A 16,368-nucleotide genomic window follows, 5' to 3' on the forward strand; every position below is an offset into this window, starting at 1 on the left:
GACGCGCGACGCGGCTCAGCGCAGCGCGTCGATCAGCTTCTCGAGCTTCATTGCGTCGGCGGCGAATACGCGGATGCCTTCGGCGAGCTTTTCGGTCGCCATCGCTTCGTCGTTCAGCTGGAAGCGGAACGACGCCTCGTCGATCGCGACGCGCTCGGCCGGCTTGTCCTGCAGCGTTTCCGGCGACAGCTTGCGTGCGACCGTCTCGTTGCTCTCCTGCAGCTTCTGCAGCAAATCGGGACTGATCGTCAGCAGGTCGCAGCCGGCAAGCTCGGTGATCTGGCTCGTCGTGCGGAAGCTCGCGCCCATCACTTCGGTCTTGTAGCCGAACGTCTTGTAGTACGTATAGATGCGGCGCACCGATTGCACGCCCGGATCGTTCGCGCCGCCATCCCGCGCTTCATTCCATTCCGCGCCGGCCTGCTTCTTGTACCAGTCGTAGATGCGGCCGACGAACGGCGAAATCAGTTGCGCGCCGGCTTCCGCGCACGCGGCGGCCTGCACGAGCGAGAAAAGCAGGGTCATGTTGCACTTGATCCCTTCCTTCTGCAGCACCTCGGCCGCGCGGATGCCTTCCCACGTCGACGCGAGCTTGATCAGGATGCGCTCGCGGCCGACGCCGGCGGCTTCGTACAGCTTGATGAGCTCGCGGCCCTTGTCGATCGAGCGCTGCGTGTCGAACGACAGGCGTGCGTCGACCTCGGTCGACACGCGGCCGGGGATCAGTTTCAGGATTTCGGTGCCGAATGCGATCAGCAGGCGGTCGATGATGAAATCGGTGCTTTCGTTGCGATGATCGCGGACGGTTTTCTCGAGGATCGGCTTGTACGCATCCTTCTGGACGGCCTTCAGGATCAGCGACGGGTTCGTGGTCGCGTCCTGCGGCTTGTATTGCGCAAGCTGCTGGAAGTCGCCCGTGTCGGCGACGACGGTCGTGTACTGCTTCAGCTGGTCGAGTGCGGTAGTCATGGCGATTCGGAAGAAGAGCGCGGGGCGCCGGGTTCTCACGGGCCGCGCGCGAGCGCGGCGGCGAAGCGAAGCGGCGCCGGGCGCCGCTTCCGATCCATCATTTTAGGCCCGATTCGTGTCGGGCACGTTTTGGCGTGTCGGGCGCGCGCCGCGGCGGGCGGCGAGCCGCGTCACGCGGGGCGCCGCGCGTTCAGGATCACCTGCGTGACGACGCCCGCGACGAGCCCCCAGAACGCCGAGCCGATCGACAGCAGCGTGAGGCCCGACGCGGTGACCATGAACGTGACGAGCGCCGCTTCGCGCTGCTTCACGTCCTGCATCGCGTTCGCGAGCCCGCTCATGATCGAGCCGAACAGCGCGAGCGCCGCGACCGACACCACGAGCGCCTTCGGCAGCGCCGCGAACAGCGCGGCGATCGTGGCGCCGAAGATGCCGGCGACCAGGTAGAACGTGCCGCACCACACGGCGGCCGTGTAGCGCTTCGCATGATCCTCGTGCGCTTCGGGGCCGGTGCAGATCGCGGCCGTGATCGCCGCGAGATTCACGCCGTGCGAGCCGAACGGCGCGAGCAGCAGTGACGCGAGGCCGGTCGTCGCGATCAGCGGCGACGACGGCGTCGGATAGCCGTCCGCGCGCAACACCGCGATGCCCGGCACGTTCTGCGACGCCATCGCGACGACGAACAGCGGAATGCCGATGCTGACGATCGACGCGATCGAGAACGCGGGCATCGTGAAGACGGGCTGCGCGAGCGCGATGCGGAAATGGCTGAAGTCGAGCAGGCCGAGGCCGCCGGCCGCCGCCGTGCCGACGATCAGCGTCGTGACGATCGCATAGCGCGGCGCGAGCCGCTTCACGATCAGATAGGTGAAGAACATCGCGAGCACGAGCGCGGTCTGGAATTGCGCGGCGCGGAAGATCTCGATGCCGATCTCGAACAGGATGCCCGCGAGCAGCGCGGCCGCGATGCCGGCCGGAATGCGCTTCATCAGCGTGTCGAACAGCCCGCTGACGCCGACGGCCGTCAGCAGCAGCGCGCATACGACGAACGCGCCGATCGCCTCGGGGTAGGGCACGCCCGGCAGCGACGCGATCAAGAGCGCGGCGCCGGGCGTCGACCATGCGACGACGACGGGTGCGCGAAAGCGCAGCGACAGGCCGATGGTCGTCAGCGCCATGCCGATCGACAGCGCCCAGATCCAGGACGAGATCTGCGCATCGGTGAGGTGGGCGGCGCGGCCGGCCTGGAACATCAGCACGAGCGAGCTCGTGTAGCCGGTCATCATCGCGACGAAGCCGGCGACGAGCGCGGAGACGGACGTATCGGCGAAAAAGCGGCGGCCGCGGGCGCGGCCGGCGCTCGCGGTGGGCGAAGGGTTCATGCTATCTCCGGGGCGGCCGCTCGGACGCGGCCGGTGTATCTGCGGGTGGGGTCGTTACTTGCTGAGTGCGCGCATCGCGGTTTCGAGGCCGGCGAGCGTGAGCGGATACATGCGCTGGCCGAGCAGGTCGCGGATGACCGCGACCGACTGGCGGTACTCCCATAGCCGCTCGGGCTCGGGGTTCAGCCATGCATGATGGGGGAACTGGTCGGCGAGGCGGCGCAGCCACACGGCGCCGGCTTCCGGATTGTTGTATTCGACCGAGCCGCCGGGCTGCAGCACTTCGTACGGGCTCATCGTCGCGTCGCCGACGAAGATCAGCTTGTAGTCGGGCGTGAACTTGTGCAGCACGTCCCACGTCGCGGTGCGTTCCGAGTGGCGACGGCGGTTGTTCTTCCACAGGTGGTCGTACACGCAGTTGTGGAAGTAGAAGAATTCGAGGTGCTTGAATTCGGCCTTCGTGGCCGAGAACAGCTCTTCGGTGCGCTTGATGTGGTCGTCCATCGAGCCGCCGACGTCGAGCAGCATCAGCACCTTCACGTTGTTGTGGCGCTCGGGCACCATCCGCAGATCGAGCCAGCCGGCGTTCGCGGCCGTGCTGCGGATCGTGCCGGGCAGGTCGAGCTCCTCGGCCGCGCCTTCGCGCGCGAAACGGCGCAGCCGGCGCAGCGCGACCTTGATGTTGCGCGTGCCGATCTCGACCGAATCGTCGTAGTCGCGGTACGCGCGCGCTTCCCACACCTTCACCGCGGTGCGGTTGCCGTTCGACGGGCCGCCGATGCGCACGCCTTCCGGGTTGTAGCCGCCGTGCCCGAACGGCGACGTGCCGCCCGTGCCGATCCATTTGTTGCCGCCTTCGTGGCGTTCCTTCTGCTCGTCGAGCAGCGCCTTCAAGCGCTCCATCAGCTTGTCGAGCCCGCCCATCGCGTCGATCTGCGCCTTCTCCTCCGGCGACAGCTCGCGCTCGAGGCGCTTCTCGAGCCAGTCGAGCGGGATGTCGAACGCCTCGGACGGCAGCGTGGACACGCCGTGGAAATACGCGCCGAACGCCTGGTCGAACTTGTCGAAGTACTGCTCGTCCTTGACGAGCGTCATCCGCGCGAGGAAGTAGAACGCATCGATCGACGGCGAGATCAGCCCGGCCTTCAGCGATTCGAGCAGCGTCAGGTATTCCTTCACCGAGACGGGCAGCTTGGCTGCGCGCAGCGCGTAGAAGAAATTGAGCAGCATGGCCGGGCCTTCGCGGGTGAGGGAGGATTACCGGTTGTGCCGGTTCATGTAGACGAGCCGTTCGAGCAGGCTCAGATCCTGCTCGTTCTTCAGCAGCGCGCCCGCGAGCGGCGGCACGATCTGCTTCGCGTCCGCGCCGCGCAGCGCGTCGGCCGGGATGTTCTCGGCGAGCAGCAGCTTCAGCCAGTCGAGCAGTTCGGATGTGGACGGCTTCTTCTTCAGGCCCGACACGCCGCGCAACTCGAAGAAACTCTCGAGCGCCGCGCGCAGCAACTCCTCGCGGATGTCGGGGAAGTGCACCGCGACGATCTTCTGCATCGTCGCCGGGTCCGGGAACTGGATGTAGTGGAAGAAGCAGCGGCGCAGGAACGCGTCGGGCAGCTCCTTTTCATTGTTCGACGTGATGATGACGAGCGGGCGGTGCTTCGCGCGGACCGTCTCGCGCGTCTCGTACACGTGGAACTCCATCCGGTCGAGCTCGCGCAGCAGGTCGTTCGGGAATTCGATGTCGGCCTTGTCGATCTCGTCGATCAGCAGCACGCTCGGGTGCTCGGCGTCGAACGCCTGCCACAGCACGCCCTTGACGATGTAGTTCGCGATGTCCTTCACGCGCTCGTCGCCGAGCTGCGAGTCGCGCAGCCGCGACACGGCGTCGTATTCGTACAGGCCCTGCTGCGCTTTCGTGGTCGACTTGATGTGCCACTGCAGCAGCGGCATGTCGAGCGCGGCGGCCACTTCCTCGGCGAGCATGGTCTTGCCGGTGCCGGGCTCGCCCTTGATCAGCAGCGGGCGTTGCAGCGTCAGCGCGGCATTGACCGCGAGCTTCAGATCGTCGGTGGCGACGTAGTGCGAGGACCCTTCGAAACGCATGGCGGCGCTCATCTTTCTCGGGAAAAAAACCCAGTATAAGTCAGAAGGGCTGTGCGGTTGGGCCGCGCCCGCGTATCGTAGCGGGGCTGTGGCGAGGCGGACCGGGGCGCCTGGTGGACGCATTCCCCGCCGGCGCGGTACAATCTGGCCGTTTTTTTTGGCCTGCGTGGCGATCCGATAAGCAAAACGGCGCGGGCCGTTGCCGCTTAGGCGCCAGTTTCCCCTCAAGCTAGGTTACAAGAGCTATGAACAAATTCGTCGGCAAACACGTCGTTGTCGCAGCGCTCGTGGCGCTCGCGGGCAGCGCGCAGGCGGCCGGTGTGGTCGGCAACCCGAAGGACGGGGCGAGCAAGGCCGCCATGTGCATCGGTTGTCACGGCATCCAGGACTACCGCGCGGCGTACCCGGAGGTCTACCGGGTGCCTGTCCTCGGCGGCCAGAACCAGCAATACCTCGAGAACGCGCTGAAGGCCTACCGCAAGAAGGATCGTCACTTCCCGTCGATGAACGCGGTCGCCGGTTCGCTGACCGATCAGGACATCGCGGATCTGTCGGCGTACTACGCCGCCCAGAAGGCCGACACGAAGGACAACCCCTACAAGTAAAGCGCGCGCCGCCGATCTCTCCGGCGGGACAGGAGCATTCATGAACAACGCATTCAAGACGGCGGCGGTGGCACTGGCGGCCGGCCTCGCGATCGGTACCGCGCACGCCGCGGACATCTCGAAGGGCAAGGAACTGGTCGAATCGCACAACTGCGCGGCCTGCCACGGCGCGCAGCTGAACAAGCCGATCAACGCGGAGTACCCGCGCCTCGCCGGCCAGCACGCCGACTACCTCGTGTGGGCGATGCGCCAGTACCAGATGGGGCTGACGAACCCGCTGCTCGGTCGCAACAACGCGATCATGCAGGCGCAGGTACAGAACCTGTCGGTCAGCGACATGAAGGACATCGCGTCCTACATCGAGTCGCTGAAGGAAACCGACCTCGTGTTCAAGAAGTAAGCGCGACGGCCCTTGCGGGCTCGCGCAGCAAGGATGCCCCGCCTCGGCGGGGTATTTTTTTGTCCGCGGGCCGGCGCGGGTCGATGTGCCGGCCCGCACGCTCAGTCGCGCGACGCGCGGCGCAGGATGCGCTGCAGGTACGCGTCGGTATCGGGCGGCGTGTTCGTGCGCTGCGCTTCCCAGATCGTCTCGCCGAGGCATTCCATGATCGCGTGCTGCGCGTCGTGGGTCGAGTCGAGCTTCGCGGCCAGCTTGTCGTGCGCGGCGCGGATGCCGGGCGGCTGGTCGATCGACAACTGCTCGCTGATCGCGAGGTGCATCGACAGGTGCAGGAACGGGTTCGTGCGGCCTTCCTCGGGCGTGTAGTCGCGCGCGGCCGCGCCGTCGGCGTCGGCCAGTTCGTCGTGGTATTCGGGATGCTCGACGATCCAGTCGGCTGCGATCGCTTCCAGCGGCGTCAGGATTTCGCCCGCGCGCTGCTTGCGCCAGGTCTCGGTGAAAAAGCGACGCACTTCGTCGCGGCTTGGATTGAACATGGTGGGGAAACGTCGTGATTCGGGCGGCGTCATGCCGCATCGCGCATTGTACGCCGGAGCGGCGTGCGGCGCTGAAGACGGCCTGGCGGTGAGGCGGCACGCGGTAGGGGCGAACTGCGTGGCGGTGCGGGTGCGCGGCGATGGCCGGTTGAATCCGCAGCCAGTTGCGGCCGCTCCGTACCGGATCGGAGAAACGGGTAAGCGTGAACGGACCCTAGGCTTGCCGCCGTCGCGCCGCTAAACTCCGACGATTCCCTTCACCGCGCCGTTCTCATCCGTTCCGTCATGGCCGCCACCGCCCGCTCCTCGTCTGCCGCCCTGCAGGGCGCGCTCTATGTCGCGTTGTCCGCCGCCGCGTTCGGCGCGATGGCGATTTTCGGCCGCTACGCGTATGCGGCCGGCGTCGACGTGCTCGGATTGCTGATCGTGCGCTTCGCGATCGGCGGCGCGGTGCTCGCCGCGATCGCGCGGCACCGCCGCGTCGCATGGCCACGGGGGCGAACGCTCGCGCCGCTGGTGGCGATGGGCGCGTTCGGCTACGTCGGGCAGTCGTTCTGCTATTTCAGCGCGCTGCAGCACGCGCAGGCGAGCCTCGTCGCGCTGCTGCTGTACCTGTATCCGGCGTTCGTCACGCTGCTGGCCGCGTGGTGGCTCGGCGAGCGCCTGACGCGGGCGAAGGCCGTCGCGCTGGTGTTGTGCGTCGCGGGTTCGGCGCTGATGGTCGGCGGCGGGCACGGCGAGCCGCTCGGGATCGCGCTCGCGCTAGCGGCCGCGGTGATCTACTCGCTGTACATCGTCGGCGGCACCAAGGCGACGCGCGGCGTCGATCCGCTCGCGACCACCGCGATCATCTGCCTGTCGGCCACCGCGACGCTCGTCGCGATCGCCGTCGTGCGCACGGCGGCGTTCGGCGCGCCGCCGCGCTGGCCTGCGACGGCCGGCGGCTGGGCGTCGATGCTCGCGATCGCGCTCGTATCGACGGTCGCGGCCATGCTCGCGTTCTTCTCGGGGCTCGAGCGGCTCGGGGCCGCGCGCACGTCGATGCTGTCGACGCTCGAACCGGTCGTGACGGTCGCGCTCGCGGCACTGCTGTTCGGGGAGGCGTTGTCGCCGCTGCAGTGGGCGGGCGGCGTCGCGATTCTGGCGGCCGTGCTGGCGCTCGTGCGCGCGGGCGGCGCGGCCGCCGACGACGCGACGGCGACGTCCAACGCCTAGCCGGGAAAGGGCGCGGGCGTCGCGATGGCGTGTACGGAGCCCCGCCTGCGCGGCGTGCGCTTATTCGTTGGGCGGCGGCGTCTTCGGCCGGAATTCGCACAGCGGTTCGATCGCGCAGTGCCAGCATTCGGGCCGCCGCGCCTTGCACACGTAGCGCCCGTGCAGGATCAGCCAGTGATGCGCATCCTGCAGGAATTCCTTCGGCGTGAACTTTTCGAGGGCGGCCTCGACGGCCCGCACGTCCTTGCCCGGCGCGAGCCCGGTGCGATTCGCGACGCGGAAGATATGCGTGTCGACCGCGATCGTCGGCTGGCCGAACGCGGTGTTCAGCACGACGTTCGCGGTCTTGCGGCCGACGCCCGGCAGGCCTTCGAGCGCTTCGCGATCGGCCGGCACCTCGCCGTCGTAGCGCTCGAGCAGGATCCGGCACGTCGCGACCACGTTCTTTGCCTTGGTGCGATAGAGGCCGATCGTCTTGATGTACTCGGTGACGCCTTCCTCGCCAAGTGCGACGATTTGTCGCGGCGTGTTCGCGACCGGAAACATTTTCCGCATCGCCTTGTTGACCGACACGTCGGTCGCCTGCGCGGACAGCATCACGGCGATCAGCAGTTCGAACGGCGTCGAGTATTCGAGCTCGGTGGTCGGATGCGGATTGAGGCTCTGCAGCGTTTCGTAGATCGCGCGTCGTTTGCTGGCGTTCATGGAGCGTTCTGGTCGGGCGGCGCGGACGGGCTGTCCGGATCGTCGTTACCTGCGTCGTTGTCGTCGTCGTTGCCGCGGCTGCCCGATGCCGCCTCTGCGTCGCGCTGCGCTTGCTGCTCGGCGAGCCGCTTGCGACGGGCCTCGGCCGCGTCGATCTGCGCCTGGACGGCCGCGCTCACGCCTTCGGTGTTCTTCGGCCCGGCGCCTTGCCCGGACAGTTCTTCCTTCTTCTTGCGCGCGCGTTCGAGCGCGGCGGCGATGATCGCGCGTTTCTTCGCTTCGGCGTCGTCGGCGGCCGGCGCGGCGGCCGGCGCATCCGGCCGCGCGGCGGCGGGTTCCGCGGCCGGCTTTGCGGCGCTGGCCGCGCGGCGGGCAGCGGCGCGCGCTTCGGCGGCCTCGCGCTCGCGGCGCTGGCGCGCGAGCCGCAGGTCGTGGCGTTCGCGCGCGGCGTCCGCCTGTTCCTGCGACCACGCATCCCAGCCCGTGCGATCGCCGGTCACCGGCAGCATCGCGATGCAGTCGACCGGGCACGGCGGCACGCACAGGTCGCAGCCCGTGCACAGCGACGCGACGATCGTGTGCATCTGCTTCGGCGCGCCGACGATCGCATCGACCGGGCACGCCTGCATGCACAGCGTGCAGCCGATGCACAGGTTTTCGTCGATGAACGCGACCGCGCGCGGATGCTCGCTGCCGTTGACGGGGTTCAGCGGAATCACCGGCTTGCCGAGCAGGCTCGCGAGACGCGCGATGCCTTCGGCGCCGCCGGGCGGGCACTGGTTGTAGTTCGCGTCGCCGGCGGCGATCGCCTCGGCGTACGGACGGCAGCCGTCATAGCCGCACTTCGTGCATTGCGTCTGGGGAAGCAGATCTTCGATGCGATCCGCGAGTGTTTTGGAGTCGGTCACGGTAACGGCGGGCGCGGCAGCGCCGAATGGCTCTCGGCCGCGTCGGGTGCGGCCGGAAAGGTTTGCCAAAGCTCGATTATCGCCGATTTCCCGCATTGCGCTGGACGCCGTCTATGCGCATAATCGAACCGCTTTTTTGCAGGGGCTCAGCAGGAGGGCGGCCGTCCGCGGCGCGCCCGTTCCAGGGCGGCCGGCGCCGAGGCGGTGGGGGTGCCGGTCCGGATCAAGCGGCTCACATAGCAAAACGCCACCATGAATCAGCCGAAAATCAAAAGAGATCCTGAAGGTACGCGCCGCCGCATCCTGATGGCGGCAGCCGAAGAGTTCGCGAATGGAGGGCTGTTCGGCGCGCGCGTCGATCAGATCGCGCGCCGGGCCGAAACGAACGAGCGCATGCTCTATTACTACTTCGGCAGCAAGGAGCAGCTCTTCACGGCGGTGCTCGAACACGCGTTCTCCGCGCTGACCGAGGCCGAGCGCGTGCTGGATCTCGACGGCGTCGCGCCGGTCGAAGCCGTCACGCGGCTCGCGCATTTCGTTTGGGACTACTACCGCGACCATCCGGAGCTGCTCAGGCTCATCAACAACGAGAACCTGCACGAAGCGCGCTATCTGCACAAGTCGACGCGGATCCGCGAGATGATGTCGCCGATCGTCGCGAAGCTCGGCAACGTGCTGATGCGCGGCCAGAAGGCCGGGCTGTTCCGCGGCGACGTCGATCCGCTGCGCTTCTACGTGACGCTGTCGGGGCTCGGCTACTACATCGTGTCGAACCGCTTCACGCTCGCCGCGACGCTCGGCCAGGACTTCACCGACACCGACGAGCGCGCCGAGATGGTCCGGATGAACACCGAGGTGCTGCTCGCGTATCTGCTGCGGCGCTGACGCGACCAACGGACGAGCCGACGAGCCGCCCGCTCGCGGCCGCGGCCGGATAAAAAAACGCCGCCGGGCGCAGGCCACGGCGGCGTTTTTGCGTCGGAGCGCGGCGCGTCAGGCGTCAGGCGGCCTTGCGGGCCCGCACGGTTTTTGCGCGCGGGGTGCCAGCCGTGCGTTTCGCGGCGGGCGCGGCCTTCGCGGCGGGCGTCCTGGCGGGCGCGACCGTCACGGCCGGCGCCTTCGCGCGTGCGCGTTTCGCGGCGGTGACCCGCGCCGTCGTTTCCGGCTGGGGCTTGGCGGCCGGCACGACGCCGATCGTGGTCGCATCCTGGGCATCGACGGGCAGCTTCGTCGCGCCGTTCTTCGGTTCCGGCGCATGCTCGCGGATGAAGTCGCGCAGTTGCGGATAAATGATCGTGCGCCAGCGGCGGCCCGAGAAGATCCCGTAGTGGCCGCACTTCTCGGCGGTCAGGCTGCGGCGATCGTCTTGCGGGATGCCGGTGCACAGCTCGTGCGCGACGTGCGTCTGGCCGCTGCCCGAGATGTCGTCGAGTTCGCCCTCGATCGTCATCAGCGCGGTGTGCTTGATGTCCTGCGGACGCACGCGCTCGCCTTCGACGTCCCACGTGCCTTCCGCGAGCCGGAATTCCTGGAACACGACGCGGATCGTCTCGAGGTAATACTCGGCGGCCATGTCGAGCACCGCGTTGTACTCGTCGTAGAAGCGGCGGTGCGCTTCGGCATCGTCCTCGTCGCCGCGCAGCAGGCTCTGGTAGAAATCCCAGTGCGATTGCGCGTGCCGCTCCGGGTTCATCGCGACGAAGCCCGTGTGCTGCAGGAAGCCCGGATACACCTGGCGGCCCTCGCCCGGATAGTTCGCGGGCACCGTGTGGATCACGTTGTTTTCGAACCACGCGGTCGAGTGCTGCGTCGCGAGCGAGTTCACGGAAGTCGGGCTGCGGCGCGCGTCGATCGGGCCGCCCATCATCGTCATCGTGAGCGGCGTGTCCTCGCCGCGGCTCGCCATCAGCGAAATCGCCGCGAGCACCGGCACCGTCGGCTGGCATACCGAGATCACGTGCAGGTTGCGCGCGCCGATGTGACGGATGAATTCCTGGATGTACGCGATGTAGTCGTGCAGATGGAACGGGCCCGTCTCGATCGGCACCATCCGCGCGTCGATCCAGTCGGTGATGTAGACCTTGTGATCCTGCAGCAGCGTGCGCACCGTGTCGCGCAGCAGCGTCGAGTGGTGGCCCGACAGCGGCGCGCAGACCAGCACGACCGGCTCGTCCTTCAGTTGCGTGACGGCGTCGGCATCGTCCGAATAGCGCTTGAAGCGCAGCAGCCGGCAGAACGGCTTCTCGACGATCGTCTGCTCGACGATCGGAATGTTGTGGCCGTCCTTGACGATCTGATGGATGTTGAATTCCGGCTTTTCGTAATCCTTGCCGAGCCGATACATCAACTCATAGGCGGCCGCCATTCGCGGTGCGCCGGGAATCAGCGAGAACGGGCTGGACGGATTCGCGAACGACTTCGAGGCGGCCTGGGCCCAGGCCGTGAGCGGGCTGAGCATCGCCCGCTGGAATTCGTGCAGTTGGTAAAGCATGCAGGCTACTCCCGCGTGGGGGGACGGTGCGCAAGGGCGGCGTGGGGCGTCGCGGCGTGCCGTGTGGGTCGGCGGCCGGCCACGTTGCATTGCAGCCGGACAATCTCGTCGATCATATCGGACAACGATCGGTTGTGCAATGCAACATTTCCCGGTTTTTTCATCAAAATTTTGCGATTTGACGATCTATGAACAACGGCGCGCGGCGCCGCTCAGCGCCCGGTCGCCACGGCCGGCGCGGGCTGGCCGGCCGCGCGCGCCATCGCGTCTTCGTGGTGCATCAGGTTCATCGCGGTATGCACGAGCGCCACGTGCGAGAACGCCTGCGGGAAATTGCCGACGAGCCGCCCGGCCACCGGGTCGTATTCCTCCGCGAGCAGCCCCAGGTCGTTCGACAGCGCGAGCAGGCGGCTGAAGAGCCGATGCGCGTCGTCGATCCGGCCGAGCAGCGCGTAGCTGTCGACCAGCCAGAAGCTGCACGCGAGAAACGTGCCCTCGCCCGGCGGCAGGCCGTCGTCGTATTCGGTCGTGCGGTAGCGCATCACGAGCCCGTCGTGCAGCAATTCCCGTTCGATCGCGTCGACCGTGCCGACGATGCGCGGGTCTTCGGGCGGCAGGAAGCCGAGCTGCGGCAGCAGCAGCACGCTCGCGTCGAGCTCGTCGCTGCCGTAGCTCTGCGCGAACGCCTGCTTGCCTTCGTGCCACGCGTTGGCGCAGACGTCCGCATGGATCCGCTCGCGCAGCGCGCGCCAGCGGTCGAGCGAGCCGGGCAGCCGGAACATTTCCGCCGACTTGATCGCTCGGTCGAACGCGACCCACGCCATCACCTTCGAGAACGTGAAATGACGGCGGCCGCCGCGCGTTTCCCAGATGCCTTCGTCGGGCTCCTCCCAGATCTTCTCGAGGTGGTCGAGCAGCGCGCACTGCACGGACCAGACCGTATCGTCGGCCTGCAGGCCGCCCACGCGCGCGAGGTGCAGCGCGGCCATCACCTCGCCGAACACGTCGAGCTGGAGCTGGTTCGCGGCGCCGTTGCCGACGCGCACCGGCTTCGAATCCTGGTAGCCGGGCAGCCAGTCGAGCTCCATTTCCGGCAGCCGGCGCTCGCCGGCGATCCCGTACATGATCTGGATCTGCTCGGGCGAGCCGGCCATCACGCGGCCGAGCCACGTGCGCCACGCGCGCGCCTCGTCGTAGTAGCCGCCGCGCATCAGCGCGAGCAGCGTGATCGTCGCGTCGCGCAGCCAGCAATAGCGGTAGTCCCAGTTGCGGCTGCCGCCGATCTTTTCCGGCAGCGACGTGGTCGGCGCGGCGACGATGCCGCCGGTCGGTTCGTACGCGAGCGCCTTCAGCGTGATCAGCGAGCGGCGCACGGCGGCCGCGTAGCGGCCCTGCACCTGGCAGCGTCCCGACCATTCGAGCCAGTAGTTCTCGGTGCGCGCGAGCATCGACAGCGGGTCGCGCGCCGGCGGCAGCCGCATGTGCGATGCCGCGTAGCCGAGCGAGAACGGCACGCGCTCGTCGGCGCTCACCGTGAATTCCGCGAGCGTATGGAGGTTCTTGCCGGTGAGCGGCACCGGCGTGCGCAGCACGACGGTATCGGGGCCGGCGATGGCCTTCATGCCGTCCTCGCGGGTCAGTTGCGTGACCCACGGAATCGAGAAACCGTAGTCGAAGCGCAACACGAGCTCCATGCGCATCTTCATCGTGCCGTGGCGGCCGACGACGATCCGCACCAGTTCGGACCAGCCGTTGCCGGGCGGCATGAAGTCGATCACGGTGACGGCGCCGTCGGCGCTTTCGTAATCGGTTTCGAGAATCAGCGTGTCGCCGCGATAGCGGCGGGTCGTGTGCGTGATCGCGGCGTCGGCGGCCGGAGCAAGCAGCCAGCGGCCGTGCTCGGGCGTGCCGAGCAGCGCCGCGAAGCAGGCGCCCGAATCGAAGCGGGGCCAGCACAGCCAGTCGACGGAGCCGTCTTTTGCGATCAGCGCGGCCGTGTGGCCGTCGCCGACGAGGGCGTAGTCTTCGATCAGGGCAGGCATGGGCAGGCGTTCCTTGGGTATTCGAGTTCACAATGCGGACGTCGGCGGCCCGGACTTCACGCCCGGGCGCCGCGCCCCGTATACTCGGCCGGGCGGCGGAGCGCATGACGGCCGGCGTTTCGTCCTATCTCAACACTTGAAGCGACTCGACGCAAGGAGGATTCAATGCCCAACCGTTTACGCGAGCGTGACGCACGCGCTTCGACACGAGGGTTCCCGCTTAGGCTCGCTCACTGGATGAAAGGTTTCGCGATCGTGCTTTCCCTGTCCGCGACCCACGCATTCGCGCAGCAATCGTCCGCCCCGGCCGACGGCGTCTACAACCTGCTCGTCGGCACCTATACGGGCGGCGGCAGCGACGGGATCTACGTTTACCGCTTCGATACCAAGACCGGCAGCGTCGCGCCGGTGTCGTCGGCGAAGACCGTGAATCCGTCGTATCTGTTGCCGAGCCGCGACGGTCGCACCGTCTACGCCGTCAACGAACTGCCCGGCGACGACGGGCCGGCGACGCAGCGCGGCGGCGTCAGCGCATTTCGCTTCGACGCGAAGACGGGCGCGCTGAGCTTCATCGACCGCGTATCGTCGGAAGGGAACGATCCTTGCTATCTCGCGCTGTCGCCGGACGGCAAGTATCTCGTGACGGCCAACTACTCGGTCGCGGCCGATCCGGGCGGCAGCTTCGCGGTGTTCCCGCTGCGCGACGACGGCGCGGTCGGGCAGGCCGTGCTGACCGTCCACCACGAAGGTACCGGGCCGGTGAAGGGCCGCCAGGACGGCGCGCACGTGCATTCGACGGTGTTTTCGCCGGATGGCCGCTACCTGTTCGTGCAGGATCTCGGCGCGGACAAGATCTACGGTTACCGCTACACGGTGGACGGCAGTCGCGGGCTGATCAGCCCGACCGACACGCGCTACACGCCGGTGAAGGCCGGCTCGGGCCCGCGTCACATGGTGTTCGGCGCCGACGGCCGGTTCGCGTACGTGACGAGCGAACTCAACGCGTCGGTCGAGGTGTTCGGCTATCACGACGGCAAGCTGACGCCGATCGAGACGGTGCCGATGACGGCGCCGGGCTTCAAGGGCAAGGTCGGCGGCGGCGCGATCCACCTGTCGCCGGACGGGCGCTTCCTGTACGTGAGCAACCGCGGCGACGCGAACGACCTCGTGATCTACGCGGTGAACAAGGCGGACGGCCGGCTCAAGCACGTCGGCCGCCAGTCGAGCCTCGGCAAGACGCCGCGCGAGTTCCTGATCGATCCGACCGGCAAGTGGCTGATCGTCGGCAACCAGGACAGCGACACGTTCTACGTGTTCAGTCGCGATGTCGAAACGGGGCAGCTCGGCGCGAATCCGCAGAAGGTCGCGGTCGGCAAGCCGGTCGATTTCAAGCTGGTGCCGGTGCAGTAAATGAAAAAGGCGCTGCCGAGGCAGCGCCTATGTTGCGGGCGGCCGGTTGCGCGGCGCGCCCGTATCGATGAATCGCGCGGCCGGCGGGCCGCTAGCGTCAGTCGGCCGCGGCCGGCACGAGCACCTCGCGGCTGCCGTTGATGCCCATCGCCGACACGAGGCCGGCCGCTTCCATCTGCTCGACGAGGCGTGCCGCGCGGTTGTAGCCGATGCGCAACTGCCGCTGCACCGACGAGATCGACGCGCGCCGCGTGCGCACGACGAACGCGACGGCTTCGTCGTACAGCGGATCGGCTTCCGCATCCGGCGCATCGCCGAACAGGTCCTGCGTCGCGCCGTCGGCGGCCGGGCCGTCGAGAATCCCTTCCTCGTACTGCGGCTCGCCGAACTGCTTCAGGTACTCGACGATCCGGTGCACTTCCTCGTCGGCGACGAACGCGCCGTGCACGCGCTGCGGATAACCGGTGCCCGGCGGCAGGAACAGCATGTCGCCCATCCCGAGCAGCGACTCCGCGCCCATCTGGTCGAGGATCGTGCGCGAATCGATCTTCGACGACACCTGGAACGCGACGCGCGTCGGAATGTTCGCCTTGATGAGGCCGGTGATCACGTCGACGGACGGCCGCTGGGTCGCGAGGATCAGGTGGATGCCGGCCGCGCGCGCCTTCTGCGCGAGGCGGGCGATCAGCTCCTCGATCTTCTTGCCGGCCACCATCATCAGGTCGGCCAGCTCGTCGATCACGACGACGATCAGCGGCAGCTTCGACAGCGGCTCCGGGTCCTGGGGCGTCAGCGAGAACGGGTTGCCGATCTTCTTTTCCTTCGCTTGCGCGTCGCGGATCTTCTGGTTGAAGCCCGCGAGGTTGCGCACGCCGACGGCCGACATCAGCCGGTAGCGCTTCTCCATTTCGCCGACGCACCAGTTCAGCGCGTTCGCCGCGAGCTTCATGTCGGTGACGACCGGCGCGAGCAGGTGCGGGATGCCTTCGTAGACCGACAGCTCCAGCATCTTCGGGTCGATCATGATGAGCCGCACGTCTTCCGGCGTCGCCTTGTACAGCAGCGACAGGATCATCGCGTTGATCGCGACCGACTTGCCCGAACCCGTCGTGCCGGCCACGAGCATGTGCGGCGCCTTCGCGAGATCGGTGACGACCGGGTGGCCGGTGATGTCCTTGCCCATCGCGATCGTCAGTTGCGACGGCGAATGCTGGTACTGGCGCGATTCGAGGATCTCCGACAGGCGGATCATCTGGCGCTTCGCGTTCGGCAGTTCGAGGCCCATGCAGGTCTTGCCGGGGATCGTCTCGACGACGCGGATCGACGTGAGGCCGAGGCCGCGCGACAGGTCCTTCATCAGCCCGACGATCTGGCTGCCGCGCACGCCGAGCGCGGGTTCGATCTCGAAGCGCGTGATCACGGGGCCGGCCGATGCGCCGACCACCGTCACCGGCACCTTGAATTCCTGCAGCCGCTGTTCGATCACCTGCGCGGTTTGCGCGAGGTGTTCCTCGGTGATCGTTTCGACGTCGTCGGATGCGGGCTCGAGCAGGTCGAGCGTCGGCAGTTCGACGTTGAACGACGCGGGTGCGTGGAATTCGAACG

Annotated in this window: 15 protein-coding genes; 5 read left to right on the forward strand and 10 right to left on the reverse strand. The window is 67.7% G+C overall.

All coding sequences use genetic code 11. From position 1 onward, the window contains the following. Positions 1-15 precede the first annotated feature (15 nt). The 4 genes from tal to C4B30_RS15150 all read right to left on the reverse strand — a co-directional run bounded on the left by tal (position 16) and on the right by C4B30_RS15150 (position 4,451). A complete protein-coding gene (gene tal, locus C4B30_RS15135; RefSeq protein WP_027785063.1) occupies positions 16-969 on the reverse strand; it encodes a transaldolase in 954 nt (317 codons plus the stop codon). A 170-nt stretch (positions 970-1,139) separates the two neighbouring features. Next, the gene (locus C4B30_RS15140) at positions 1,140-2,351 is read right to left on the reverse strand and encodes a benzoate/H(+) symporter BenE family transporter (protein WP_027785062.1); all 1,212 of its coding nucleotides are present in this window, start codon (positions 2,349-2,351) and stop codon (positions 1,140-1,142) included. Between the two features lie 54 nt (positions 2,352-2,405). Beyond that, positions 2,406-3,581, reverse strand: a complete 1,176-nt coding sequence (locus tag C4B30_RS15145) for a vWA domain-containing protein (RefSeq protein WP_027785061.1) — start codon at positions 3,579-3,581, stop codon at positions 2,406-2,408. 27 nt (positions 3,582-3,608) lie between these two features. Next, positions 3,609-4,451 (reverse strand): AAA family ATPase, encoded by an 843-nt coding sequence (locus C4B30_RS15150; RefSeq protein ID WP_027785060.1) that lies wholly within the window; start codon positions 4,449-4,451, stop codon positions 3,609-3,611. A gap of 245 nt (positions 4,452-4,696) precedes the next feature. Here C4B30_RS15150 and C4B30_RS15155 point away from each other — a divergent pair, with 245 nt between their 5' ends. Both C4B30_RS15155 and C4B30_RS15160 read left to right on the forward strand, forming a co-directional pair. Further along, the gene (locus C4B30_RS15155; RefSeq protein ID WP_027785059.1) at positions 4,697-5,056 is read left to right on the forward strand and encodes a c-type cytochrome; all 360 of its coding nucleotides are present in this window, start codon (positions 4,697-4,699) and stop codon (positions 5,054-5,056) included. 40 nt (positions 5,057-5,096) lie between these two features. Further along, entirely contained in the window at positions 5,097-5,456 is a 360-nt protein-coding gene (locus C4B30_RS15160) for a c-type cytochrome (RefSeq protein ID WP_006490657.1), read from the forward strand. Between the two features lie 101 nt (positions 5,457-5,557). Here C4B30_RS15160 and C4B30_RS15165 read toward each other — a convergent pair whose 3' ends face one another. Further along, positions 5,558-6,025, reverse strand: a complete 468-nt coding sequence (locus C4B30_RS15165) for a DUF1841 family protein (protein ID WP_373558192.1) — start codon at positions 6,023-6,025, stop codon at positions 5,558-5,560. Between the two features lie 252 nt (positions 6,026-6,277). Between C4B30_RS15165 and C4B30_RS15170 the strand changes: the two genes are divergently transcribed. Next, complete coding sequence (locus C4B30_RS15170; RefSeq protein ID WP_027785057.1) at positions 6,278-7,207, forward strand: DMT family transporter; 930 nt, start codon at positions 6,278-6,280, stop codon at positions 7,205-7,207. A 60-nt stretch (positions 7,208-7,267) separates the two neighbouring features. On the opposite strand, the gene nth is transcribed toward C4B30_RS15170, so the two are convergent. After that, on the reverse strand, positions 7,268-7,912 hold the full coding sequence (gene nth / locus C4B30_RS15175; protein ID WP_006478196.1) for an endonuclease III: 645 nt from the start codon (positions 7,910-7,912) through the stop codon (positions 7,268-7,270). Further along, on the reverse strand, positions 7,909-8,916 hold the full coding sequence (gene rsxB / locus C4B30_RS15180) for an electron transport complex subunit RsxB (protein WP_027785056.1): 1,008 nt from the start codon (positions 8,914-8,916) through the stop codon (positions 7,909-7,911). The genes nth and rsxB overlap by 4 nt, the downstream gene beginning before the upstream one ends. A gap of 156 nt (positions 8,917-9,072) precedes the next feature. Here rsxB and C4B30_RS15185 point away from each other — a divergent pair, with 156 nt between their 5' ends. Next, on the forward strand, positions 9,073-9,705 hold the full coding sequence (locus tag C4B30_RS15185; protein WP_027785055.1) for a TetR family transcriptional regulator: 633 nt from the start codon (positions 9,073-9,075) through the stop codon (positions 9,703-9,705). Between the two features lie 115 nt (positions 9,706-9,820). Here the strand turns inward: C4B30_RS15185 and C4B30_RS15190 are convergent, their stop codons facing one another. Together C4B30_RS15190 and C4B30_RS15195 are read right to left on the reverse strand one after the other, a co-directional pair. Continuing rightward, positions 9,821-11,311, reverse strand: a complete 1,491-nt coding sequence (locus tag C4B30_RS15190) for a polyhydroxyalkanoate depolymerase (protein ID WP_027785054.1) — start codon at positions 11,309-11,311, stop codon at positions 9,821-9,823. A 212-nt stretch (positions 11,312-11,523) separates the two neighbouring features. Continuing rightward, positions 11,524-13,353, reverse strand: a complete 1,830-nt coding sequence (locus C4B30_RS15195; RefSeq protein WP_027785053.1) for a glycoside hydrolase family 15 protein — start codon at positions 13,351-13,353, stop codon at positions 11,524-11,526. A gap of 165 nt (positions 13,354-13,518) precedes the next feature. Between C4B30_RS15195 and C4B30_RS15205 the strand changes: the two genes are divergently transcribed. Beyond that, entirely contained in the window at positions 13,519-14,763 is a 1,245-nt protein-coding gene (locus tag C4B30_RS15205) for a lactonase family protein (protein ID WP_027785052.1), read from the forward strand. A gap of 97 nt (positions 14,764-14,860) precedes the next feature. On the opposite strand, the gene C4B30_RS15210 is transcribed toward C4B30_RS15205, so the two are convergent. Further along, on the reverse strand, positions 14,861-16,368 hold a 1,508-nt coding region (locus tag C4B30_RS15210), incomplete at its 5' end, for a DNA translocase FtsK (RefSeq protein ID WP_267896601.1).

This window comes from Burkholderia sp. BE12, assembly GCF_002959955.1.
Classification (GTDB): Bacteria; Pseudomonadota; Gammaproteobacteria; order Burkholderiales; family Burkholderiaceae; genus Burkholderia.